This is a genomic window from Rheinheimera texasensis DSM 17496 (assembly GCF_000711985.1).
GTDB classification, from domain to species: Bacteria; Pseudomonadota; Gammaproteobacteria; order Enterobacterales; family Alteromonadaceae; genus Pararheinheimera; species Pararheinheimera texasensis.
Map to the genome: position 1 here is coordinate 93,031 of NZ_JONU01000007.1, position 22,432 is coordinate 115,462.

Genomic DNA, 22,432 nt, shown 5'->3' on the forward strand with positions numbered 1-22,432 from the left:
CCTATTTATGCTGACTGTCTTTAAACTGTTCGCAGCTGACTTTATCTACGCATTCGCCGTATAAATACAGGCTATGGTGGGTCAGTTTGATGCCATTTTTATCGGCTATCGCCAGCTGTTTGCGTTCGATTTCATCATCTTCAAACTCGATGACTTTACCACAGTTCAGGCAGACCAGATGGTCGTGGTGATCAATACGGCTCAGTTCAAACACCGATTTGCCACCTTCAAAATGATGGCGGGTGACAATACCGGCATCGTCAAACTGGTTGAGTACCCGATAGACAGTAGCCAGACCTATATCTTCACCAATTTCCAGCAGGATTTTGTACACGTCTTCAGCACTGATGTGCTGATGCGCCGGGTCCTGCAGGATCTCCAGGATTTTTACGCGGGGCAGTGTGACTTTTAAACCTGCTTTTCGCAGCTCGCTGTTATGATCGGGCATGAGGGCATCACTTAAAAATAAGGGTTACCGGATTATAAGACTATTATTCGCTTGAGGAAAAGCGAAAATTGGCACGCCTGCCGGATCGCTGGCCAGACGCTATGAAAAGCGGCATAATCACAGGACTGACCAGTTGAGGGCGATTTGGAATGAAATGGGCGTTTAACCCCGGAGTCATGCAGCATTTATTAAATTTTTGGCCACCATTCTGGTTTAATGGCATCAAAGTCGCGGTGCTCTCGGCTGATTATCGTTATGCTAAAGTCGAATTGAGCGACAGGCCTTGGCGGCGCAATATTAACAGCAGCCAATTTGGCGGTTCAATGTTTGCGATGACTGATCCTATCTATCCGTTATTGCTGATGGGGGCTATGGGTAAAACCTATATGGTCTGGGATAAAAAAGCTGATATCGATTTTATCCGGCCAGGCCGCGGCAACCTGACTGCTGAATTCTGGTTGCATGATGCCACTATCGCTGAGATTAAAGCTGCCACCGACAACGGGCAAAAATATTTCCCGCAATTTTTGGTACTGGTAAAAACAAAGCTGGTGAGGTGGTTTGCGAAGTCAACCGCACTGTCTATATTCGGAAGAAACCACAACATAGAGAAAACTAAAGGCAGGGCACTGATGCTGGGACTTCGTACGGTGATTTATCCGGTCGCTGATTTGGCGGCAGCAACTGAATGGTATCAACAGGTTTTTCAGACAGAACCGTATTTTAATCAACCTTTTTATGTCGGTTTTGCCATCGGTGGTTTTGAGCTTGGGCTGGTACCGGACGGACAACCCAGTCGGGACGGCCAGGTGGTGTATTGGGGTACTGCGGATATTGACACTGAGCTTGAACGTGTCAGAGCTCTGGGCGCCGAGGTGGTTGCGCCGGTAACGGATGTTGGTGACGGCATCAGAGTCGCAAGTCTGGGCGATCCTTTTGGTAATGTGTTGGGACTCATCCAGAATCCAATATTTGATCGGACTCAGGTGCGCTAAAACGGTGCAAAGCACAGAAACAACAAAGCCACCAATCGGTGGCTTTATCGTCCAAAGATGCTGTGATCAGAGACCTTCGAGGTCTTTAAGGCTCAGCTCATCATAAATCTGCTTACACCATTGTTTGATCCGCGCTTCGCTCAGTTCTGGCTGGCGGTCTTCGTCTATACCCAAACCAACAAAATGGTCGTTATCAACCAGTGCTTTGGAGGCGACGAAATTGTAGCCCTTGGTAGGCCAGTGACCGACGATGATAGCGCCTTTAGGCTCAATGATATCGCGTAAGGTACCCATAGCATCAAGGAAATACTCAGCGTAATCTTCTTGATCGCCGCAGCCGAAAATTGCGACTAACTTGTTATTAAAATCAATGTTTTCCAGCTCAGGGAAAAAGTCATCCCAGTCACATTGCGCTTCGCCATAGTACCAGGTCGGGATCCCGAACAGCAGCAGGTCAAAAGCGGCGATGTCTTCTTTTGAGCTTTTGGCAATATCGTGAACATCAACCAGATTTTTACCCAGTTCTTTCTGGATTTGTTTCGCGACATGTTCGGTGTTACCGGTGTCGCTGCCAAAGAAAATACCAACAGTAGCCATAATTCAGCCTTCTTACTTTGTCATCAACGGCTTTGCTAAAGCCTGAGTTAACAGTTGTTCGATCAACGCACTGCGGGTTGTCTGCAGTGCCTGTGCTCTTGCATCCAGTTTTTGATACAAATCTTCCGGTATCTTTGACTCGATACGTTTTAATCCTTTACTGCGATCTCGCCGCACCTGATTGCGTTTATTCAGCTTCAGCTGTTCTTCACGCGGCAGAGGATTGGTTTTTGGTCGACCCGGCCGCTTTTCATGGGCGAACAGGTCAATGGTTGTTCTGTCACTGGTGATCTTTGCCATCAGCCCATGCCCTGTGACTCGTAAATGACCTGAATAATGCCTTTGGCAATAAAACCGAAGCATCCCAGAAACAATACCAGCCAGACAAAAATTCTGCCGAATTTTGGCACATCGCCTTTTTTTAACACGTCCTGAATTGCCATTCCGATCAGGAAAAACAATGCAGCAAGCGCAAACCAGGTGCCAAAGGTTTCAATTTGTTCCATGTACTGATTTAACATGACGGAGACCTGCAAAAAAAACCCGCGCAATATAGCACAAAGCGCAACAGAAAAAATTGCGTCAACTCAATAAAAAGTCAGCAGTAATTTTGGCAAAAGCCGCCGGTTTTTCGGCATGCAGCCAATGGCCGGTGCCTTCAATGATTTTGGCGCGGGCCTTTGGAAACAGTTGTTGGATCAGCGGCTGGTGTTCCGCTAGCAAATAATCTGAATTGCCGCCTTTGATAAAGAGCACCGGGCCATCATAGGCTGACGTGGCTTGCGGCGCAGCCAGCACTTGCTGATATTGCGCTGTGAGCGCAGCCAGATTAAAACGCCACTGAAAGCCGTGTTCGGTTTTCTGCAGGCTTTTAAGCAAAAAAGCGCGGGTGCCGGCGTCGCTGATCCCTTGTTGCAACTGACGGTCAGCGTCTTTGCGATCGTGAAGTGTCGTCAAATCAATGCTGTTTAACGCATCAAGAATTCCCAGGTGACGGGCCTGACTGACCACCGGCGAAATATCCGCCAACACCAACTTACTGACCCGCGTTGGGTATGACAATGCAAGTTGCATAGCCGCTTTGCCGCCCATTGAATGGCCCAGCACCGCCGCGTTCTCCAGCCCTAAAGCGTCCATGGTTTCGACCAGATCTGCAGCCATCAGTGAATAACTCACGTCGTCGCTGTGGCCGGAACGGCCATGGTTACGCAAATCAACATTGATCACCCGAAAACGGTCGGCTAATAACCGCGCTATCATGCCGAGATTCTCGCCACTGCCGAACAGTCCGTGAATTAATAACAACGGAGTCCCTTGGCCTGTGATGTCGGTATGTAATATCATGGATTTCCTCTTGATTCTGCCGCGGCTCTGTCTGCAGTGCCAATTGGCCTGGCCGGATACGCGGGCAATGTCATTTTGGGTCTTTTAAAGGTATTTACATGAACACAATCGAAATTGACGACGAGCTTTATCACTTTATCGCCGGACAGACCCAACGCATTGGCGAGAGTGCCAATGATATTTTGCGCCGTATTCTACTGAATAAGCAGCCAGTTGCCCAGCAAGCAACAGTTACAGCAGCTGTCGCAGAAAATTCAAACTCCGGCCAGAAAGTCTTTGATATTCTGAGCAAACAGGATTTACAGGCTGAGTTGTCTGTCGTTGGCCGTTTTTTGATTATCCTGTCGGCACTGGCCCGCGCCCACAAACAAGATTTTGCGCAGGTGCTGGATATTAAAGGTCGCAACCGGGTGTATTTTGGTCGCAGCGATACGGATTTATTGGAAGCAGGTAGCAGCACCAATCCGAAACAAATTCCCAACAGTGAGTTTTGGGTGATCACCAACTCCAACACCACGCGGAAAAAAATGATGCTGACAGAAGCGGCATTAAAACTTGGCTACAGCGCAGAAGAAGCAGAAACGATCCGCGATTTTCTCTGATCTGCGCCAGTGACAGTGCGTTGGTCTGATGTTGGACCGACCACTGTCCTGTATCACGATTTGAAAAGGAAGCTTTATGTCGTTACACCCATTGGCCGGCCAGCAGGTGCCCCGCGCGCTGCTGGAAAATATCCCCCGTCTTTGCAGTCACTATTACACCATCATGCCTGATCTAACTGATCCTGCGCAGCGGGTTGCCTTCGGCACTTCCGGTCATCGTGGGGTGGCAAGTGCAGGTTCTTTTAATGAGTCGCATATCCTGGCAGTTTGTCAGGCTGTTGCCGAATATCGCGCAACACAGGGGATTTCTGGGCCGATGTTTGTCGGCAAAGACACCCATGCCTTGTCCGAACCTGCGTTTCAGACAGCATTACAAGTGTTGATAGCCAATGGTGTGACAGTAAAAGTTCAACAAGGTTTTGGTTACACACCGACGCCTGTGGTGTCGCATGCCATTCTGAATTTTAACCGCGGCCAAAGCGGCTCAAAGGCCGATGGATTAATTATTACGCCCTCGCACAATCCACCGTCTGATGGTGGTATCAAATACAACCCCCCACACGGCGGGCCGGCCGATACGGATGCCACCGGCTGGATTGAACAACGCGCCAATCAACTGATTGAACATCGTTTAGCCGGCGTGCAGCGCGTGAACCTGAACGAAGCACTGGCAAGCCCGTTATGCCAAAGCCATGACTATATCAGCGCTTATGTAGAAGATTTACAGCACGTCGTCGATATGGACGCTATCCGTGCTGCCGGCATCCGCATCGGTGTCGATCCGCTTGGTGGTTCTGGTTTGGAATACTGGCCGGTTATCGCTAAACGCTATGGTATTGATTTAACAGTGGTCAACGACCAGATTGATCCGAGTTTTGCATTCATGCCGCTGGACAAAGACGGCAAAATCCGGATGGATTGCAGCTCGCCATGGTCGATGGCCAATCTGATTAAGCTTAAAGACGATTTTGATATCGGCATTGGCAACGATGCGGATTTTGACCGGCATGGCATCGTTACACGAAGCGGCGGCTTGCTCAACCCCAATCATTATTTGGCGGTCGCTATCGATTATCTGCTGGCAAATCGGCCACGTTGGCCGCAATCGATCAAAATCGGTAAAACGCTGGTGTCCAGTGCTTTGATTGACCGGGTTGTTGCAGGCCAGCAACGTCCACTCTACGAAGTGCCGGTCGGCTTTAAATGGTTTGTTCCCGGATTGTTCGACGGCAGCCTGGGTTTTGGCGGGGAAGAGAGTGCCGGTGCAAGTTTCCTGCGCTTCGATGGCTCTGTCTGGTCGACGGATAAAGACGGTTTTATTCTCGGTCTATTGGCGGCAGAGATTTATGCCAAAACCGGAGTGGACCCGCATCAACGATACCTCGCATTGACTGAAAAATACGGTGCGCCTTTATATCGCCGCCTCGATGCACCAGCCTCTATGGCACAAAAAGCCGCGCTGAAAAAACTTGATGTATCCAGCGTCACGCAAACCACACTTGCTGGTGATGATATTCTCGCTGTCATGAATCAGGCGCCGGGTAACGGGGCTGACATTGGTGGTGTTAAAGTCGTCACAACCAATGGTTGGTTCGCGGCGCGACCATCTGGCACCGAAAACAGCTATAAAATCTATCTGGAAAGTTTTGTCGGCCCGGCGCACCTCGACGCGCTGGAACTTGATGCCAAAGCCTTTGTGGCAGAGGTATTCCGCCGCGCCGGCTGATTGTCAAGGCTTTGCATTCGTATGTAATTGGATTACAGAATGCAAAGCAATACCTTTAGTTTCTTGCATTATCACGGTCTATTCTGTAATTTTGTTACATGATTATTTTGATCTGGACTTTTGAGGTTAATCGATTAAGATCCAGATGAAGTGACGGTCATCGGACCCTTAACAGCTGGAACCTTATTATGAAAGCCAAAGTTACGACTGCTCCTGCCACGACTGCTGTCGGAGCGCGGCCAAACGCCGTGGAACTGAAAGAACGCATCGTCCGCCACCTGCACAGCACCCTCGGCACCGACGTCAATAAAGCCAGCCCGCAAGCCTGGTGGCGCGCCACCTGTGCCTCGGTCAACGAATATGTGTTTGATGGCCTGCGTAACACGCAGCGTACCCACTATCAGCAAAATACCCGCGCCGTGCATTATTTCAGCCTCGAATACCTGATGGGGCGTTTATTCAGTAACAACCTGCACAATCTGGGGTTTTACGAAGAAGCCAAACAGGCGCTGCTGGAACTTGGCATCAACATTGCCGATCTGGAAGAGCAGGAAGAAGACATGGCACTGGGCAACGGCGGTCTGGGCCGTCTTGCTGCCTGCTTTATTGACTCCATGGCGACGCTGAATTATCCGGCCATTGGCTATGGCATTCATTACGAGCATGGCCTGTTTAAACAGGAATTCCAGCACGGTATGCAAATCGAGCGGCCGGATTCGTGGCGTGAATATGGAAATCCGTGGGAGATTTGCCGGCCGGAATCGGCGCAGGAAATCTCAGTGTATGGTTATGTCGAAACGGTGTACGATCTGCAAGGCCGGATGAAAAAAGTCTGGCACCCTGGCCGCATCATTAAAGCAGTGCCCTGGGATATTCCGGTAGTGGGTTATAACGGCAGCTCGGTCAACGTACTGCGCCTGTGGGAAAGCCGCGCCAGTGACTTCTTTAACTGGGACGTGTTTAACTCCGGCGGTTATGTCGATGCGGCGCGCGAGAATATCGAAGCGGAAACCATCTCCAAAGTATTGTATCCAAATGATGAAACAGAAGCGGGCAAAGAGCTGCGGCTTATCCAGCAATATTTCTTCTGCTCCAGTTCACTCAAAGATATTATCCGCCGCTACAAACGCGCGCACGGTGATGACTGGTCGCAGTTTGCCAAACAAGTGGTTATTCAGTTAAACGACACACACCCAACAGTGGCTATTCCGGAACTGATGCGGATCTTAGTCGACCGTGCAGAGATGACCTGGGATGACGCATGGAATATTTGTCAGCATGTGTTTGCGTACACCAACCATACATTGCTGCCAGAGGCGCTAGAGCGCTGGCCGGTGCGGTTGTTTGAAAAAGTGTTACCGCGTCACCTGGAAATTATCTACGAAATCAACCGCCGGTTCCTGGTCGAACAGGTAGACGTACGCTGGCCGGGTGATGTCGAGAAAAAACGCAAGTTATCGATCATCGAAGAAGGGCACGAGCCGATGGTTCGGATGGGCCATTTGTGTGTGGTCGGTTCGTTCCGTGTCAATGGCGTGGCAGAAATTCACTCGCAGCTGGTGAAATCAGACTTATTTCCAGAAATGGTTGCGCTGTGGCCGGATAAATTCACCAATATCACCAATGGTGTAACACCACGGCGCTGGTTAAAAGCTTGTAACCCACGCCTGGCGAAGTTATTGGACAACACAATCGGCACCACCTGGCCGACACAGTTAACTGAACTTGCCAAGTTAAAAGCATTTGCCGACGACCCGGCAATGCAGGATGCCTTTATGGCAATCAAACAGCAAAACAAAGCCGAACTGGCCACTGAAGTGAAAAAGCTGACCGGCGTGGACATTGACCCGCATGCGTTGTTTGACGTGCAAATTAAACGCCTGCACGAATACAAACGGCAGCACCTGAATCTGCTCCACATTCTGGCGTTGTACCGCCGGATTTTACAAAATCCGGATTACGATATGGTGCCGCGTGTTTTCCTGTTTGGTGCCAAAGCAGCGCCCGGATATAAACTGGCGAAAGAAATTATCTACGCCATCAATAAAATTGCTGACAAGATTAACCACGATAAACGGGTGAAAAACCGGATTAAAGTGGTGTTTATGCCGAATTACCGCGTGAGCCTTGCCGAGAAAATGATCCCGGCAGCCGATGTGTCCGAGCAAATCTCTACAGCCGGTAAAGAGGCGTCAGGCACCGGCAATATGAAACTCGCACTCAATGGTGCAGTGACTGTTGGTACTTTGGACGGCGCCAATATCGAAATTGCAGAAGAAGTCGGTGCTGATAATATCGCGATCTTCGGTCTGACGGTGGACGAAGTCAAAGCGCTTTACCAGCAAGGTTACAATCCGCATGATTATTACCTGAATAACCCGGAACTGAAGGCCATTCTGGACTGGCTGGAAACCGATTATTTCACGCCGGGTAAACCGGGTGAGCTGGCTGCAATCAAACGCAGCCTGCTGGAAGGCGGTGATCATTATCTGGTGCTGGCGGACTTTGCTTCATATTGTGAAGCCCAGCAGCAAATCGATAGCTGGTACCGTGATCGCAGTGGCTGGGCACGTAAAGCCATGCTGAACACGGCGAGTGTCGCTAAATTTAACTCGGACCGGTCGATTGAAGACTACGTAGAGCGGGTTTGGCAGCTCGAGCGCTGTAACGTCACAGTAAAACCCTGAGCGAAGTACAAAAAGCCGCTGCAAAGCGGCTTTTTACCGGGTGTCACTGAGCAGAAAACAGCCCAGGGCCGGCTCTTTACATTCATGGCGATCCGTTGAACCAGAGCCCGGCTTCATCGAGTTCGGCGATCGCTTGTTCTATTTCTTGCCGCTGGATGGCCAGCACAGAATTCTTACTGAATCCGGCTGCAACTTTGGTTTGTGTCAGGCGCAGCGGTGTGATGTAAAGCTGCTGATACTCGGGAAAATTCGCTCTGGCGAACTGCAGATAATCTAAATCTTCCACTAACCCCTGAGCACGGTCTTTCAGTACCAGCTCGTTTTTAATCCGACGTTCTGCAACCTCGATAGTTTTTTGCCGAAATTCCGGCTGTTGCAACATTTTTTGCATCTCGGCGCCCATAAAACTGCCTTGGGTAAGGGCTATAGTGCCGGGAAATTTGCTCAAAGCGTTAATGGTGCTGATTTGTTGCCACTGCGGATCGGGTAGTGTCGTTGCAAAGGCCAGGCGCTCCAGGTGATGCGGCCGGTTGAACCAGATGAAGTGTTGCCGGTCCGGGGTTGGCGTCAGGTTAAACATTAAATCGATGTCGCCTTGTTGCATTAGCAGCAAGGCCCGAGCCCATGGCACGTCTAAAAAGCGCACAGTACAGTTCAGTTTTTGCCCGAGGCGCTGTGACAACACCACCCGGCTACCTTGCCATTCACCATCTTTTTGATAGGAATAAGGCGGAAAGTCGCTGACCTGAACTTTGAGCTCACAGGCCCAGAGCGGAGCAATGAGAAAAAGCAACAAGAACCAGCGCATGATGGTCTCCGGCAGAGATATGCACTCAGTAAAGCAGAGCCTGGCGCGCGGTACAATCCTGGTATGGCCTGCACCGCACAAGGTACGATGAGTAATACTGTCGCAAACATTTACAATTATGCAGTGGAGATTGCCCAATGCGTCCCCATATCGTTAGCAAGTAATTCTTGTCAGCAAATTTCTGAGGTTGGTATGCCAGGTTTTGGCCAAAAAGGTCCGGTATTTATTCAGTTTAAAAGTGGCCGGCCGGCCAGCTGGTTCAGTTTATTGTTACTCATTGCAGGCGCCTTGTTTTTATTCGTTTTTGGCGTCTGGCTGCTGATGATTGTTGCCACTTTGCTGGTATTGTTGCTGCCTTATCTATGGTGGAAAAAACGCAAACTGATGCGGCAGATGCAAGCGCATATGCAGCAATTTCGTCAGCAGCAAGCGGGCGCCGAACCGGCCGACATTAATACGGCCGGACAAGGGCAATCTCCTGTTCAGCAACCCAAGGGGAATTCAGGTTTGGTAATTGAAGGTGAAGTGCTGCAAAAGCGGCAGGAAGATTAAGAAAACTGTGATTGAAAAGCCGAAATCGGTCTTAATTGACTGATAGGCCGGTGATATACTCGGGGTCCCTTTGCCTTCAGTTTTCAGTGTTATGATCCCGAAGTTAAGTCCTGAGCAGATGTTGGTCCCGGTTGTTGCAGAATTTTGTGATGCGCTGCAACAAGCTGGTTTTGCTGGTGAAATTGAAACCAGTTACGCGTCCCGTTTAGCTGTAGCAACTGACAACAGTGTCTACCAGGCACTGCCGCAGGCGGTGTTGTTGCCACGCCAGCAGCAGGATGTTGAATTGCTGACCCGGCTGGCGACTGAGCCACGTTTTTCTGCGCTGAAATTTGCACCACGTGGTGGCGGCACCGGCACCAACGGCCAGGCGCTGACTGAGCATATCGTTGTCGATTTATCCCGCCATATGCGCGCTATCTTGCATTTTGACCCGGTAAAACGGCAGGTGCGGGGGCAGGCTGGGGGGATTAAAGACCAGCTTAATGCTTTCTTAGCACCCCATGGTTTCTTTTTTGCGCCGGACCTGTCCACTTCAAACCGCGCCACTATTGGCGGTATGGTCAACACCGACGCTTCAGGGCAGGGTTCACTGGTCTACGGTAAAACCAGCGACCATGTGTTGGCGCTGACCACAGTGCTGGCGGATGGCACTGTGCTGGAAACCGCACCGATGCCGATTGCCGCCGCTGCTGACAAAGCACAGCAGGACACGCCGGAAGGCCGGATTTATCGTCAGGTGATGCAGACCTGCCGCGATTTTCGCACTGAAATTCTGGCAAAATTCCCGCGACTGAACCGTTTTTTAACCGGCTATGACCTCGAACATGTGTTTAATGCCGATTTAACTGAATTTGACCTTGGCCGCGTCATCACAGGCTCTGAAGGCTCGCTTGGTTTTGTCACCGAAGCGCTGCTCAATGTCACGCCGATAGCGCGGCATAAGTGCCTGGTGAACGTCAAATATGACAGTTTTGAAAGTGCGCTACGTAACGCGCCTTTTTTGGTGGCGGCTAATGCCACTTCGGTCGAAACCGTCGACAGCAAAGTGCTGGACCTGGCGCGGCAGGACATTATCTGGCACCAGGTGAAAGCCTATATTGAGGATGTGCCGGATAAAACCATGCTTGGCCTTAACATGGTTGAGTTTAATGACGAAGACGATGCCGGCATGGCACAAAAAGTTGTACAGCTTGAAGCACGGCTGCAGGAAGCGGTGGCGACCGGGCAAAGTGGCATTATCGGTTATCAGCTGACGTACGACCCGAAAGCCATTTTGCAGATTTATGCCATGCGCAAAAAAGCAGTGGGGCTTCTGGGCAATGCCAAAGGTGCGCAAAAGCCGCTGCCATTTACTGAAGATACCGCAGTACCGCCGGAAAATCTGGCTGATTTTATTATGGAGTTTCGTGCTTTGCTCGACAGCCATGGCCTGAGTTACGGCATGTTTGGCCACGTCGATGCCGGGGTGCTCCATGTGCGTCCTGCGCTGGATTTATGTGATCCGGCGCAGGAACAACTGCTGCGGACTATCTCCGACCAGGTGGTCGCGCTGACCGCTAAATACGGCGGCCTGATGTGGGGCGAGCACGGCAAAGGCTATCGCAGCGAATATGGCCCGGCCTTTTTTGGTGAAACCCTCTTTGCAGAACTGCGCAAAATCAAAGGTGTCTTTGACCCGCTGAACCGGATGAACCCTGGCAAAATCTGTACGCCGTGGCAAAGTCAGGATCAACTTGTCAGTGTAGATGGTCAAAAACGCGCTTATTTCGATCGGCAAATTCCAACCGCAGTACGGCAGAGCTTCGAAGCGGCTACCAGCTGTAATGGCAACGGTCTGTGTTTTAATTACGAAGAAAACTCGCCGATGTGCCCGTCCAGTAAAGTCAGCAAAGACCGCCGCCATAGCCCGAAAGGCCGGGCTGGCCTGATGCGTGAATGGCTGCGCCTGATGCAAAAGCAGGGCGTTGATGTGCTGGCACAAGAACAGCAGTTGCTGCAGGCAAGCAGTGGTCCGGCGGCGTTGGTACAAAAAGTACAAAATACTGTTGGCAAATGGCGCGGCGAAGCAGATTTTTCGCATGAAGTGATGGAGGCGATGGAAGGTTGTCTTGCCTGTAAAGCCTGTGCCGGCCAGTGCCCGATTAAAGTTGACGTGCCGTCTTTTCGCGCGCGATTTATCCAGCTGTATCACAGCCGCTATCTGCGGCCTTTGAAAGACTATATTGTCGGCAATATTGAGCGCTCAGCACCGTTATTGGCCAAAGCGCCGGGCTTGGTCAACGGCTTGGTCAAATTGGCGCCGGTGGCCTGGTTGCTGAAAAAAGTGGTGGGCTATGTCGATACGCCATTGCTCTCGACCCCTGTGTTATCGGAGCGCGTGCAGCAATATCGCTCATTTGATTTAGCGGCTTTGCAGGCGCTATCCGCCGCAGACAAAGCCAAATTAGTGTTGTTGGTGCAAGACCCATTTACCAGTTTCTACGAGGCGGATTTGGTCGCTGATGCGATGGCCTTGCTGCGTAAACTCGGTTTCGATCCTGTGTTGCTGCCATTTTTACCAAACGGCAAACCGCAGCACGTCAAAGGTTTTTTACGCGAATTTGCCGCAACGGCACATAACGCCAGCGAGTTTTTACAGCAGGTTAGCGGGCTTGGTGCGCCATTGCTGGGGCTGGATGCGTCTTTGGTGTTGGTGTACCGCGACGAATATGTCAAAGCACTTGGCAGCGCACGCGGCGATTATCAGGTCAGTTTATTGCATGAATGGCTGGTCGGGCAGCAGTTGCCAGTGCTGCAGAGCTCAGGCAGCTTTAAGCTGCTGGCACACTGCACCGAGAAAACCGCGCTGCCAGCAACGGAAAAAAGCTGGCAGCAGATTTTCCAGCAGGCCGGATTGTCTTTGCAGGTGGTTGCGACCGGATGTTGCGGCATGGCCGGAACTTACGGCCACGAAGCGCAAAATCAGACCAATAGCCGCGCTTTATATGATTTAAGCTGGGCGAGCCCGGTGCAACAGACGGCGCCGGACTTGTTGCTGGTTACCGGTTTTTCTTGCCGCAGTCAGGTTAAGCGTTATGAGGGGTTTAAGCCCAAACATCCATTACAAGCACTGTTGCAGCTGATGCCATAAACCCGGTTTAATCTGGTTGGGTAAGCGGATGTGATAAACGCGTTTGCAGAAAAAGTCCCTGCTGCTACTGTTAGCTGCGGGACCCTTTCTGTCAGGAGCGTAAGAAATGAGTGTTGAATACAACCCGGTGGGCTGGTTTGAGATCCCATCGCCTGATCTTGCAAAAAATCAGCAGTTTTTTCAGCAGGCTTTTGGTTTCGAATTCGAACGGCTGGAAATGCCACCTTATACCATGGCGATGTTTGCCGCCGATCATAGTAAACCCGGGTCGGCTGGTGCATTAGTGCAGGGCCCGGATGTGGAACCTGCCACCGTCGGCGTCACTATTTATTTTGGCTGTGCTGAAGTAGGGGCACAGTTAGAGAAGATTGCTGCGGCCGGTGGTACCGTGCTGATGGAAAAGATGTCGATTGGTGAACATGGGTTTATCGGTATGTTCCTCGACGTCGCCGGCAACAAGCTGGGTTTACACAGTATGAGTTAGGCCTAGCAAGGATAAAAAAACGGCAGCGATAGCTGCCGTTTTGCATCATGAAAACCTATCAGAAGCGGGCAGTGAGGCCCAAAGCCAGCGAGCGGCCCGGTAAAGGCACGTCTTCTTTGACAAAAGAGCTATGCACAAAACCCAGCTTATCCGTCAGGTTGGTTGCTTTGAGGTAGGCGGTTAAGTCCAGCGCAGCCAGGTCAAAGTCGTAGCTGACATTGGCATCCACCAGCGTATAACCAGCCGTGACTGTCTCATCCACAGCGATTTTGTCTTGTTTGGCGTAATGTGTCAGGCCAAATTGCCCTGACCAGTTTTCGCCCTGATACTGATACGACACACCGGCTTTCATCGGCGGTGTCCGAGGCAGGTCGCCACCGGACTTGAGTTCTGCCCGCACGCTGTCGGCAAAGAACTCAAGCTGCTGGGCAGGCGCAAAACGCCAGTTCAGCGCAAATTCAACGCCATAGAGCCGCGCATCGGCTTGACGGTATTGATAAACAGTGAAATCACCGTGATCGTGCTCATCTTCGGCTTCACCTTCATGCTCTTCATGGGCATGCAGCTGTGCCATCGTCAGGCCGGTATTGGCCTGATAGATAAAATCATCGACTTCATTGAGGAAGAAGTTATAACTGAAGGTCAGGTCACCTTTGGTTTTGGCAAAACCTAAGTCAATGTTGTTCGCTACTTCCTTCTCAACTGAGTCTGGATGGAAGTGGATATCGCCATCTTCTGTCAGTTCATAACCCAAACCGAGCTCATAGCCCTGAGTCGCGATATGCAGGCCATTGGCAAACAACTCACTGGCACCAGGCGCCCGTGCTGAGTGGCTGAGCTGCAGCGACCACTGATAACCCGGTACAAATTGCCAGACCAGGCCCGAGGATAAGCTGGATGCTGTTGCTGAATATTTCGTTAGCAGCAGTTCTTCGTGCTCTTCGTCATCATGCGAGGTGTCGTGCTCGCCGTTGACTGGCGTATGACGGACGCGCTCTAAGCGCGCGCCAAGCTGCCACTGCACATCGCCAAAGGATTTTTCTTCCAGGATAAACAAAGCATTGCTATGAGTATCTGTTGCCGGTGTAAACGCCTCTTCGCCGCTGGCGGCAAAATCACTTTGGTGCTGATGCAGGCCGACCAGACCATGCCAGCCCAAGAAATCGCTGTGTTCAATGCTGAGGCGATTTTCCAGACTGTCGTTTTCAAAACGGGTGCCAGGTACACCACCTTCTACTTCTGCGTGCTGATAGTCGGTGTAAGCGCTCTGTAGTGCAATAGTTTCAATGCCTTTCACCGGGGAATACCATTCGGCCGCCAGACCATAACGGTTTTGCGTCAAATCGGCATAAACGCCTTCGTCGGTGTGCTCGTCTGCTGACTCGGTTTCCTCTTCGCCATGATGGTGATGGCCCGGAATGCCGTATTGGCTGTTGATCCGGCCATAAGAGACCCCAATCAGGCCGTCAGTCGTGACCCAGCTGCCGCCAAGGTTCAGTCCTTGATTATCGAGTTGGCTATTTTCAATCTGATCCAGCGTTTCACCTTCATCATTGGTAAAGGTCGGCGTATCAAAGTTATCAGTCTGGCGATCGTAGCCATCGAAGTGCCAGGCAAATTCGCCTTGGCTACCGTCGTGCGCCAGCGCAGCAGTCCTTTCATTGGCAACGGTGTTGTATTTGGTATCAATGACGGTTTGCGGGCTGCGCATCTGGCGTGGAATGCGGTTGTCGACCAGATTGACCACACCACCGATAGCACCACTGCCATAGAGCAGCGTGGCTGGGCCGCGTAACACTTCAATTTGCTCTGTAGTGATGGCGTCGGCGGAAATCGCATGGTCCGGGCCCACTCGTGACACGTCTGCGCTGTCGAGGCCATTACTCAGCACTTTCACCCGCGGTCCATCTAAACCGCGGATCACCGGTGCTGCCGCGACCGGGCCATAATAGTTGCTGTGCACGCCTGGGGTAAATTTTAGTGTCTCACCGATAGTGGGCTCTTGCCGGCGTTGTAAGGCTTCGCCACTTAATACCGAAGCCGGTTGCGCCATATCCAGATCATAATGATGTAAACCGGCTGCTGAGACGCGTAAATGCTCAATGCTGCCTTTGCTCAGCGCGACTTGTAACTGGGGCTGTTCTGCTTTAACAAACTGATCGTTAAAGCCTTTAGCGGCGATGTGGATTTCGGCGCCGGACTGCACAGTTAAACGAAATTCACCGGCAGCGTTGGTATACACATATTGCTGGCGACCATGCACGTGAACTTTGGCATTGCTGACCGGCTGGCCTTGTTCATTCAGAACTTTGCCTTGTAGCTGCAACTCGGCGCCTGTTGCTGTAGTAGAAACCAACGCCAGACCCAGCGCGAAATTCAGGGCGGATAAACGAAACGTCATAGCAAATTACCTGATTGAGGTGTGATAACATTACATTTTAAAGGTAATGATATAAAGTAACAATACTCTTCATCGGCAGAATTTGGCAGTTGGCAGGCAGGAACCCTGGTTTCTTACGCTGTAAAACCTGCTGTGCAGTCAAGTTCCAGCCACTATGTGCATGGATTATGCAGGACAAAAAACGGGCTTCTACACTGTAATTGCAGCGGTTTGTCACCGAAAAAGGGGGCTGTATGCAACTGGCAATGAAAGTCGTGCGGCTGGAGCTGTTTTATAACCATGCGGCCAGCCAGCGTTTTTTACACGAAATCCGTTATTTGTCGCCATTTTTTGCCGAAGAGGTCGAGCACTTTTGTTTGCGTCTGCTTTCTTTGCTGAGTCTCTATGAATTTGCACCGGCGCTGGCGCAGGCTGCTGGCAAAGGCCCTGATCTTTTTGTCAAAGACGAGCACAGCCATTACCGGCTCTGGTGTCAGGTAGCGGTGCCAAACGACAAACAACTACAGCGTGCTTGCCATCAAAGCGATCAGGTGTTGTTAATGTTGCCGGAGTACGAGCAACAAAAATATTTGCAGGCGCATAAACAAAGCGCCAACCTGCAGATCTGTGGCGTCAGTGCTGACACCCTGAATGATTTTGCTCAGATGCTCAAAGCCAATATGCAGCTCAGTGTCTGGCGTGACGACGACGTGCTGCAAATCACCGACGGCCAGCAGCTGCTCGAACTCGCGGCGCCGCCGGTTAGCTCCACGCTGCACTGATTGCACTTTCAGCTGTCACAGGTATAATTCGCCGCTGTTTTTTTGCTCCGGATTTGCGATCCGGCTTATTGCATAAAAGGTGAAATATGTACGTTGTTGCTGCGCTCTATAAGTTTGTGAATTTGCCCGATTATGTCGAACTGCGGGATAAGTTGTATCAGCATTTGGTGCTGAATAAAGTTAAAGGCACCTTGTTGCTGGCCGAAGAGGGCATCAACGGTACTATTTGCGGCACTCGCGAAGGCATCGACGCAGTCCGCCAGTGGCTCGATGCCGATGGCCGCTTTGAAGGCCTGTCATATAAAGAATCATTTGCCGATGAGCCGGCGTTTTACCGTACTAAAGTAAAACTAAAAACAGAGATCGTGACGATGGGTGTGCCGGGTGTTAACCCGCAACATATCGTCGGCACTTATGTCAAAGGCGAAGACTGGAACCGGCTTATTGAAGACCCTGACACCATTCTGATCGATACCCGTAACGACTATGAAGTGGCTATCGGCACCTTTAAAAACGCCGTTAATCCTAATACCACCAGCTTTCGCGAGTTCCCGCAATGGGCCGCCGAGAATCTGGACAAAACCAAACATAAAAAAGTCGCGATGTTTTGCACCGGCGGTATTCGCTGCGAAAAATCCACTGCCTACTTAAAAGAGCAGGGCTTTGACGAGGTGTATCACCTTGACGGCGGCATCCTGAAATATTTGGAAGAGATGCCGGAGCAAAACAGTTTGTGGCAAGGCGAGTGTTTTGTGTTTGACCAGCGCGTTGCCGTCAAACACGGCTTAGAGCAAGGCAGTTATGACCAATGTTATGCGTGTCGCATGCCATTGTCGCCAGCGGATATGCAATCTGAGAAATACATTAAAGGCATGAGTTGCCCGCATTGCCATGACCAGCTGTCTGAGGAACAAAAAGCGTCGTTTGCTGAACGGCAGAAACAAATTGAACTGGCCAAACAACGCGGTGAACAACATATCCGTGACGGTAAAGTCGATTTCTGAACAGAGACTTAGAAGTAAACAAGGGCACCTGCGGGTGCCCTTGGTTTTTGCTGAAGACTAAAATAGCGATGGGTCAATTTGTTGCAAAAATGGACGCAGGATCCCGGCGGCCTGTAAGGCAAAATCACAAAAATCCTCTTTGACAATATTGGTGTTCATAGCGAGCACTAACTGATAATCCGGATAAATCACCAACCAGCTCTGTGCACCATCTGAAACACCGCCGTGATGCACGTAGCGGATGGTTTTTTTCAGCGGATTGTCTTTATCACAATACAAATTGCCATGTTCAGTTCGGCGAAATCCAAGGGCGTAGTTTTGTGGATTAACACTACCATCCTGAAGACGTTGTGGTGTCCAGAATTCCTGTTGTAACTGGGGTGGAATAAAAGCAACATCAAACCATGCCGAGCCTATGGTGACTAAATCGATAGAACTGGCCGCCAGACCGCCGCCGGCCAGTTTTTGACTTAAGTCCACCGGCCAATGTGGTTTCACCTGATTGGCTTTAGACTGGTAAAAGGTCACCTGCTCTTTGTGCGGGTGGTGCGCCGCCCCAAGACTTTTCAGCTGGAGCGGTTTGTAGAGCTGCTCAGTCAGATAAGCTAAAAAAGGCGTCTTGCTGGCACTTTGCAGCACACTGCTGGCAAGATTGACGTCAAATGAACTGTATAAAAAGCCGTGCCCTGGCTGATATTGCAAAGTGGCATGATCAAAAATCTGCAGTCCGTCATCAACGTTTGGAAAATGCCGTTGTTTCAGCAGGCTTTGTACAACGCCGCGCCAGTCGTCATTTTGTTCATAACCAGGCAAACCCGCAGTGTGGGACATTAACTGGCGCAGTGTAAGAACCTGCCACTGTGGATTCGGCAGAGAGGCTTTATAGCTGGCAATAGGGACATCCAATTGCAAGGTTCCGGCTGCGACTGCGCGTGCTATAGCAGTTGCAGTTACCGCTTTAGATGTGCTGCCAATGCGGAACTGGCTCTGAAGGCTGGCGGCCCGCTTGCTACTGACGTCGGCATATCCGGCCGCGCCAGCCCAAATCAGCTTGCCCTGCCAGGCAACAGCTGCCGTGAGTGCTGGCATTTGTTGCTGTGCTCTGGATTGTTGCAGTGACAGGAAAGCGCTCTGCGCAGCACTCGAGAATTCATCCTGATAAATCTGTTGTATCGCCGGTACCTGGTCAGGGAGCTGTTGCCAGCCAGTAGTCAGATACCACAGAGCCGGCACAACAATGATCATAACGGGTAACAGCACTAATATTTTCCATATTTTTACGTTCATCTTCAGCATCCTCGAGTTCCTTTTGGCAAAAGCGGGCCTGACAGCACCGGAATGGCGCTGCTGGCTATTGAGTTGTATAGCGGTGAAGGGTTAGATCAGGGCGACATCAGCGGGCGCCCCGCGCCAGCAAAAATTGCCGGGTTTGTTCATTGGCTGCTCGATTTAATGCTGAGCGCATTTGCGGGCCATCCGACAACGGCGTTTCGACCTGCAGGTTGATGAAGGCGCCGCTGGACAACAACAATTGCAGCATGGCAAGGTCGCCGCGACTACTTGCGTTAATCAGTGCACTTTCGTCGGCAAGTACCACAGCGTTAACATCGGCTCCTGCGGCAATCAGCTGTCTTGCCAATGCCAGGTCGCCAAGCTGGCTGGCGATAATCAGCGCATTGCCGTCGCCGCGGCTACTGACATTTGGATCTGCACCATAAGCTAACAGCAGGTTGACCATCTCTGGCAGTTGCTGGCGGACGGCAATCATCAATGCATTGCCATCGCCGGGCATCGGTAAGTCCAGTGGCGCGCCTTGCTGCAGCAGTTTCACCACTTGCGTCGTATCGTTCGCTTGCACCGCCTGGAGCAATTCGGCCAAAGGCTTTAACTGACTGAGCCGCACCTGAGCGTGCCGGGCCGGTAGTTCGGCCAATTGCCATTGCTGCACCAGCAACAATGATGCGACCAACCACAGCATGAATGCAGAAAAAACGCCAGCGGACAGCCAGACGGTGCCGGGAGCTTTGGGCTGCAGTACCGCATCAATCCGCCTGGTCAGGACGGCCTGACGTAGAAAATGCTGCGCGAAAAAGGCGCCGGCGTTTTTTTGCGGCGGTGTACAGGCGGCACAATCAAGCAATGTTTGGGCATAGAGGATTTGGTCGCCTTGTTTGGTGACGGCTTCATGGTCGCAACGCAGTTCGCGCCAAAGATTCAATTGATTGGCAGCTAAGCGCCAGGCCGGGCTCCACCAGAACAGGCAGCTAACCATTTGTTGCAGCAGATACGCGCGCAGATCCTGATGTTGCAGGTGACAAAGTTCATGATTGAGGACGCATTCGAGTTGCGCTGGTGATAATTCAGTGAGGTAACGCTCAGGCAGCAGGATCTGCGGCCGGCGCAGACCAACCAGCATTGCACTGTGGATTGCCGGATGCTGCAAGACCGGGACAGGCGATGTGAATGATTTCAACGGGGCCTGGCAGGCCTCCTGTCGCAAGCGACGTGCTTGATAGTATCCGCCAAATAATTTCCCGACGCGGACCAAAGCACCCAACGGCAAAATCAGCCAGAGCCAAAAAGCCGGTGCCAGCAGATAGATAAGCTGCGAGGTGAGTGGCCAGCGCACTTGCTGTATTGTCTGCCCGGAGGCGGGAATATCGGCGGCGGCTGTTATCGCTGTGCTTTGCTCCAGCACTGGGCTGATTGTCGCCTGAAACCATGGCATCAGTTGTTGGTCCAGTGCCCAGGGTTGTAACAGCAGCATCGGCATGATGATGAGTAACAGGGCGGCGCTGTACCAGAGTTTGAGCATAATGGCGGGTTGATGCTTCAGGCGGCTGCCGCCGGCGACTAACAATACTGGTACTAGCATGGTTGCCAGCAGCAGATGCAGGAGCAGATAAAAGGCCAGCCAGCTGACTTCGACCATGATGTTACTCTTTGCCGGACATGTCGTTGGACGATGACCGCGTGGTGTTGGTCTGCTGGGTTGTCGCCGCGGCCTGATCGATCTTTTGTTGCAGTTGCGCGGCAAGATCAGCGGACAGCGCTGTTTCAGTGATCAGATGTTGCGCCAACAATGTAGGGGAGCCGCCAAAAAATTTCTTCACCAATGCCAGCAACGCCTGACTGCGGGCTTCCTGTTGGACTGTTGTCGCCTGATACAAAAAGGCTTTGCCTTGCTTTTCGCAGCTGACGTGGCCTTTATCCAACAAAATGCGACAGAGAGTTTGGATAGTGGTGTAGGCGACCGGCTGGTCTTGACTGAGTTCTGCTGCGATTTCGCGCACAGTCATAGGCCCGTGTTGCCACAGCACCTGCATAATTTTTTGCTCGGCAGCGGTCAGTTCATTGGATTTTGGCCTCGCCATGGCAGTGCTCCGGTTAAAACTAATTGTTTAGTTTTAACTCTACCCGAGCCTCTGTTGATTATCAACTAATTATTTAGTTTTTAGAAAAAGGCCTGCCAAAGCTGAACAGCAGAGGAGCGATGGCAATCCCTGAGTTGGTAAACTGTCAGGCTGATCAGCTTTTAATCCGTTGTCGCCACAAGGCAGACTGCCGCAAAGACGTCATAATCTTTTTATAAATTAGAATAATTAAGCCTAATTTTGCCACTATTATTCGATAGCTGATTCAGCCAGAATGCTTTCAGGAGGGCTTTATGACCACAAAAACGCAACATTATCATCCGCTGCATATTGCATTACATTGGCTGATGGCACTGATGATCCCGGCACTGTTTGGCGTCGGACTGTGGATGACCGGCCTGGATTATTACAGCAGCTGGTATAAAACTGCGCCGGACCTGCATAAAAGTTTCGGCATTTTGTTGGCTTTGTTGTTGCTGTTTCGCCTGGTGGCGATCCGACTTTTTGGTAAACCGGCAGCCAGCGGCGCCGGTGTGTTGCAAAAAGCCGCTGTGGTGGCACACGCACTGATGTATGGGTTGCTGGTGGCAATTATGCTGTCCGGGTATCTGATTTCAACGGCTGATAACCGTGGTATCCCGGTATTTGGTTTGTTTGAAGTGCCTGGTTTTGGTGAGTTTTTCCCGGATCAGGCTGATATTGCCGGTGCAGCCCATTTGTATCTGGCCTGGACACTGATTGCACTGGTTGTTTTACACGCCGGTGCTGCGTTGAAACATCATTTTGTAGATAAAGATAACACCCTGACACGGATGCTCGGTCGTCGTAACGCCGCTGCGTCTTCCCCTGATAACCCGGAGATCTAAATGAAAAAATTATTGTTAGCTGCTGCTTTTGCCGCATCCTTTACGTCTGTTGCCAACGCAGCAGATTACGTCATCGACACACAAGGCGCTCACGCTTTTATCCAGTTTAAAGTCAGTCACTTAGGCTACAGCTGGTTACACGGTCGTTTTAACACTTTCAGTGGCGATTTCAGCTATGACAGCGCCAATCTGGCTGCTGCCAAAATAAAGCTGGATATCGATACGAAGTCAGTGGATTCAAACCACGCTGAGCGTGATAAACACCTGCGTAGCGGTGATTTCCTGAATGTGGACAAACACCCGAAAGCCAGCTTTGTCAGCACCAAAGTGGTGCCGGGCGCTGATGGCAAATTTGACCTGGTCGGTAACTTCACCTTAAATGGCGTGACTAAAGAAGTAACCATTGCTGCGACCAAGACCGGTGAAGGCAAAGACCCGTGGGGCGGTTACCGCGCGGGTTTCCACGGTACGACCAGCATTAAACTGAGTGATTTCGCTATCAAAAACATCCTCGGCCCGGCATCAGAAACCGTGTATCTGGATCTGGTTGTTGAAGGTGTGCGTAAATAAGTTCGAGCTTAAGGAAAAGCCTGCTGTTGCAGGCTTTTTTGTGCGTTAAAAGAGCCACGCGATTTAAGTGAACTTGCAGA

The 22,432-nt window shown here is 51.2% G+C and carries 21 protein-coding genes; 11 read left to right on the forward strand and 10 right to left on the reverse strand.

The features are described 5' to 3' along the window. Window position 1: 1 nt before the first annotated feature. Entirely contained in the window at window positions 2–448 is a 447-nt protein-coding gene (gene fur / locus Q399_RS0100555) for a ferric iron uptake transcriptional regulator (protein ID WP_031564348.1), read from the reverse strand. A 176-nt stretch (window positions 449–624) separates the two neighbouring features. Here fur and Q399_RS22280 point away from each other — a divergent pair, with 176 nt between their 5' ends. Then, the gene (locus Q399_RS22280; RefSeq protein ID WP_245612794.1) at window positions 625–1,443 is read left to right on the forward strand and encodes a DUF4442 domain-containing protein; all 819 of its coding nucleotides are present in this window, start codon (window positions 625–627) and stop codon (window positions 1,441–1,443) included. Between the two features lie 66 nt (window positions 1,444–1,509). Here Q399_RS22280 and fldA read toward each other — a convergent pair whose 3' ends face one another. From fldA to Q399_RS0100585, 4 genes are all read right to left on the reverse strand, one after another. Beyond that, complete coding sequence (gene fldA, locus Q399_RS0100570; RefSeq protein ID WP_031564351.1) at window positions 1,510–2,040, reverse strand: flavodoxin FldA; 531 nt, start codon at window positions 2,038–2,040, stop codon at window positions 1,510–1,512. A 12-nt stretch (window positions 2,041–2,052) separates the two neighbouring features. Next, window positions 2,053–2,340 carry a LexA regulated protein gene (gene ybfE, locus Q399_RS0100575; protein ID WP_031564353.1) on the reverse strand — a complete coding sequence of 96 codons (288 nt, stop codon included), beginning with the start codon at window positions 2,338–2,340 and terminating at the stop codon, window positions 2,053–2,055. Continuing rightward, a complete protein-coding gene (locus Q399_RS0100580) occupies window positions 2,340–2,561 on the reverse strand; it encodes a DUF2788 domain-containing protein (protein ID WP_031564354.1) in 222 nt (73 codons plus the stop codon). Before Q399_RS0100580 ends, ybfE begins: the two co-directional genes overlap by 1 nt. A gap of 61 nt (window positions 2,562–2,622) precedes the next feature. Then, window positions 2,623–3,384 (reverse strand): alpha/beta fold hydrolase, encoded by a 762-nt coding sequence (locus Q399_RS0100585; RefSeq protein ID WP_031564357.1) that lies wholly within the window; start codon window positions 3,382–3,384, stop codon window positions 2,623–2,625. A 98-nt stretch (window positions 3,385–3,482) separates the two neighbouring features. On the opposite strand from Q399_RS0100585, the gene Q399_RS0100590 reads away from it, so the two are divergent. The 3 genes from Q399_RS0100590 (at window position 3,483) to Q399_RS0100600 (ending at window position 8,399) form a co-directional block, all read left to right on the forward strand. Continuing rightward, a complete protein-coding gene (locus Q399_RS0100590; RefSeq protein ID WP_031564359.1) occupies window positions 3,483–3,986 on the forward strand; it encodes a hypothetical protein in 504 nt (167 codons plus the stop codon). A gap of 76 nt (window positions 3,987–4,062) precedes the next feature. Beyond that, the gene (gene pgm, locus Q399_RS0100595) at window positions 4,063–5,712 is read left to right on the forward strand and encodes a phosphoglucomutase (alpha-D-glucose-1,6-bisphosphate-dependent) (protein ID WP_031564362.1); all 1,650 of its coding nucleotides are present in this window, start codon (window positions 4,063–4,065) and stop codon (window positions 5,710–5,712) included. Window positions 5,713–5,900: 188 nt separating this feature from the next. Continuing rightward, window positions 5,901–8,399, forward strand: a complete 2,499-nt coding sequence (locus Q399_RS0100600; protein ID WP_031564365.1) for a glycogen/starch/alpha-glucan phosphorylase — start codon at window positions 5,901–5,903, stop codon at window positions 8,397–8,399. 82 nt (window positions 8,400–8,481) lie between these two features. On the opposite strand, the gene Q399_RS0100605 is transcribed toward Q399_RS0100600, so the two are convergent. Next, entirely contained in the window at window positions 8,482–9,207 is a 726-nt protein-coding gene (locus Q399_RS0100605; protein ID WP_031564367.1) for a substrate-binding periplasmic protein, read from the reverse strand. Window positions 9,208–9,399: 192 nt separating this feature from the next. Between Q399_RS0100605 and Q399_RS0100610 the strand changes: the two genes are divergently transcribed. The 3 genes from Q399_RS0100610 (at window position 9,400) to Q399_RS0100620 (ending at window position 13,376) form a co-directional block, all read left to right on the forward strand. Beyond that, window positions 9,400–9,759 (forward strand): hypothetical protein, encoded by a 360-nt coding sequence (locus tag Q399_RS0100610; RefSeq protein ID WP_031564370.1) that lies wholly within the window; start codon window positions 9,400–9,402, stop codon window positions 9,757–9,759. Window positions 9,760–9,850: 91 nt separating this feature from the next. Further along, window positions 9,851–12,892: a D-2-hydroxyglutarate dehydrogenase YdiJ gene (gene ydiJ / locus Q399_RS0100615; protein ID WP_031564373.1), complete on the forward strand. Its 3,042-nt coding sequence runs from the start codon at window positions 9,851–9,853 to the stop codon at window positions 12,890–12,892. A 106-nt stretch (window positions 12,893–12,998) separates the two neighbouring features. Beyond that, window positions 12,999–13,376, forward strand: coding sequence for a VOC family protein (locus Q399_RS0100620; protein WP_031564376.1), 378 nt, complete (start codon window positions 12,999–13,001; stop codon window positions 13,374–13,376). A gap of 58 nt (window positions 13,377–13,434) precedes the next feature. Here Q399_RS0100620 and Q399_RS0100625 read toward each other — a convergent pair whose 3' ends face one another. Next, window positions 13,435–15,777, reverse strand: coding sequence for a TonB-dependent receptor (locus Q399_RS0100625; protein ID WP_031564378.1), 2,343 nt, complete (start codon window positions 15,775–15,777; stop codon window positions 13,435–13,437). Window positions 15,778–16,010: 233 nt separating this feature from the next. Here Q399_RS0100625 and Q399_RS0100630 point away from each other — a divergent pair, with 233 nt between their 5' ends. Beyond that, window positions 16,011–16,538, forward strand: coding sequence for a YaeQ family protein (locus Q399_RS0100630; protein WP_157836194.1), 528 nt, complete (start codon window positions 16,011–16,013; stop codon window positions 16,536–16,538). An 86-nt stretch (window positions 16,539–16,624) separates the two neighbouring features. Beyond that, complete coding sequence (gene trhO, locus Q399_RS0100635; RefSeq protein ID WP_031564382.1) at window positions 16,625–17,542, forward strand: oxygen-dependent tRNA uridine(34) hydroxylase TrhO; 918 nt, start codon at window positions 16,625–16,627, stop codon at window positions 17,540–17,542. Window positions 17,543–17,599: 57 nt separating this feature from the next. Here the strand turns inward: trhO and Q399_RS0100640 are convergent, their stop codons facing one another. From Q399_RS0100640 to Q399_RS0100650, 3 genes are all read right to left on the reverse strand, one after another. Beyond that, window positions 17,600–18,829, reverse strand: a complete 1,230-nt coding sequence (locus Q399_RS0100640; protein WP_157836195.1) for a serine hydrolase domain-containing protein — start codon at window positions 18,827–18,829, stop codon at window positions 17,600–17,602. 106 nt (window positions 18,830–18,935) lie between these two features. Then, a complete protein-coding gene (locus Q399_RS0100645) occupies window positions 18,936–20,474 on the reverse strand; it encodes a M56 family metallopeptidase (RefSeq protein WP_031564386.1) in 1,539 nt (512 codons plus the stop codon). Between the two features lie 4 nt (window positions 20,475–20,478). Beyond that, on the reverse strand, window positions 20,479–20,916 hold the full coding sequence (locus tag Q399_RS0100650; protein WP_084164027.1) for a BlaI/MecI/CopY family transcriptional regulator: 438 nt from the start codon (window positions 20,914–20,916) through the stop codon (window positions 20,479–20,481). A gap of 293 nt (window positions 20,917–21,209) precedes the next feature. Between Q399_RS0100650 and Q399_RS0100655 the strand changes: the two genes are divergently transcribed. Both Q399_RS0100655 and Q399_RS0100660 read left to right on the forward strand, forming a co-directional pair. Next, on the forward strand, window positions 21,210–21,782 hold the full coding sequence (locus tag Q399_RS0100655) for a cytochrome b (RefSeq protein WP_037045436.1): 573 nt from the start codon (window positions 21,210–21,212) through the stop codon (window positions 21,780–21,782). Beyond that, window positions 21,783–22,352, forward strand: coding sequence for a YceI family protein (locus tag Q399_RS0100660; protein ID WP_031564393.1), 570 nt, complete (start codon window positions 21,783–21,785; stop codon window positions 22,350–22,352). Window positions 22,353–22,432 lie beyond the last annotated feature (80 nt).

Excerpts from the sequence above, each read along its gene's own strand:
- fur (WP_031564348.1), bottom strand. The coding sequence starts at position 448 with ATGCCCGATCATAACAGCGAGCTGCGAAAAGCAGGTTTAAAAGTCACA.
- Q399_RS22280 (WP_245612794.1), top strand. The coding sequence starts at position 625 with ATGCAGCATTTATTAAATTTTTGGCCACCATTCTGGTTTAATGGCATC.
- fldA (WP_031564351.1), bottom strand. The coding sequence starts at position 2,040 with ATGGCTACTGTTGGTATTTTCTTTGGCAGCGACACCGGTAACACCGAA.
- ybfE (WP_031564353.1), bottom strand. The coding sequence starts at position 2,340 with ATGGCAAAGATCACCAGTGACAGAACAACCATTGACCTGTTCGCCCAT.
- Q399_RS0100580 (WP_031564354.1), bottom strand. The coding sequence starts at position 2,561 with ATGTTAAATCAGTACATGGAACAAATTGAAACCTTTGGCACCTGGTTT.
- Q399_RS0100585 (WP_031564357.1), bottom strand. The coding sequence starts at position 3,384 with ATGATATTACATACCGACATCACAGGCCAAGGGACTCCGTTGTTATTA.
- Q399_RS0100590 (WP_031564359.1), top strand. The coding sequence starts at position 3,483 with ATGAACACAATCGAAATTGACGACGAGCTTTATCACTTTATCGCCGGA.
- pgm (WP_031564362.1), top strand. The coding sequence starts at position 4,063 with ATGTCGTTACACCCATTGGCCGGCCAGCAGGTGCCCCGCGCGCTGCTG.
- Q399_RS0100600 (WP_031564365.1), top strand. The coding sequence starts at position 5,901 with ATGAAAGCCAAAGTTACGACTGCTCCTGCCACGACTGCTGTCGGAGCG.
- Q399_RS0100605 (WP_031564367.1), bottom strand. The coding sequence starts at position 9,207 with ATGCGCTGGTTCTTGTTGCTTTTTCTCATTGCTCCGCTCTGGGCCTGT.
- Q399_RS0100610 (WP_031564370.1), top strand. The coding sequence starts at position 9,400 with ATGCCAGGTTTTGGCCAAAAAGGTCCGGTATTTATTCAGTTTAAAAGT.
- ydiJ (WP_031564373.1), top strand. The coding sequence starts at position 9,851 with ATGATCCCGAAGTTAAGTCCTGAGCAGATGTTGGTCCCGGTTGTTGCA.
- Q399_RS0100620 (WP_031564376.1), top strand. The coding sequence starts at position 12,999 with ATGAGTGTTGAATACAACCCGGTGGGCTGGTTTGAGATCCCATCGCCT.
- Q399_RS0100625 (WP_031564378.1), bottom strand. The coding sequence starts at position 15,777 with ATGACGTTTCGTTTATCCGCCCTGAATTTCGCGCTGGGTCTGGCGTTG.
- Q399_RS0100630 (WP_157836194.1), top strand. The coding sequence starts at position 16,011 with ATGCAACTGGCAATGAAAGTCGTGCGGCTGGAGCTGTTTTATAACCAT.
- trhO (WP_031564382.1), top strand. The coding sequence starts at position 16,625 with ATGTACGTTGTTGCTGCGCTCTATAAGTTTGTGAATTTGCCCGATTAT.
- Q399_RS0100640 (WP_157836195.1), bottom strand. The coding sequence starts at position 18,829 with ATGAACGTAAAAATATGGAAAATATTAGTGCTGTTACCCGTTATGATC.
- Q399_RS0100645 (WP_031564386.1), bottom strand. The coding sequence starts at position 20,474 with ATGGTCGAAGTCAGCTGGCTGGCCTTTTATCTGCTCCTGCATCTGCTG.
- Q399_RS0100650 (WP_084164027.1), bottom strand. The coding sequence starts at position 20,916 with ATGGCGAGGCCAAAATCCAATGAACTGACCGCTGCCGAGCAAAAAATT.
- Q399_RS0100655 (WP_037045436.1), top strand. The coding sequence starts at position 21,210 with ATGACCACAAAAACGCAACATTATCATCCGCTGCATATTGCATTACAT.
- Q399_RS0100660 (WP_031564393.1), top strand. The coding sequence starts at position 21,783 with ATGAAAAAATTATTGTTAGCTGCTGCTTTTGCCGCATCCTTTACGTCT.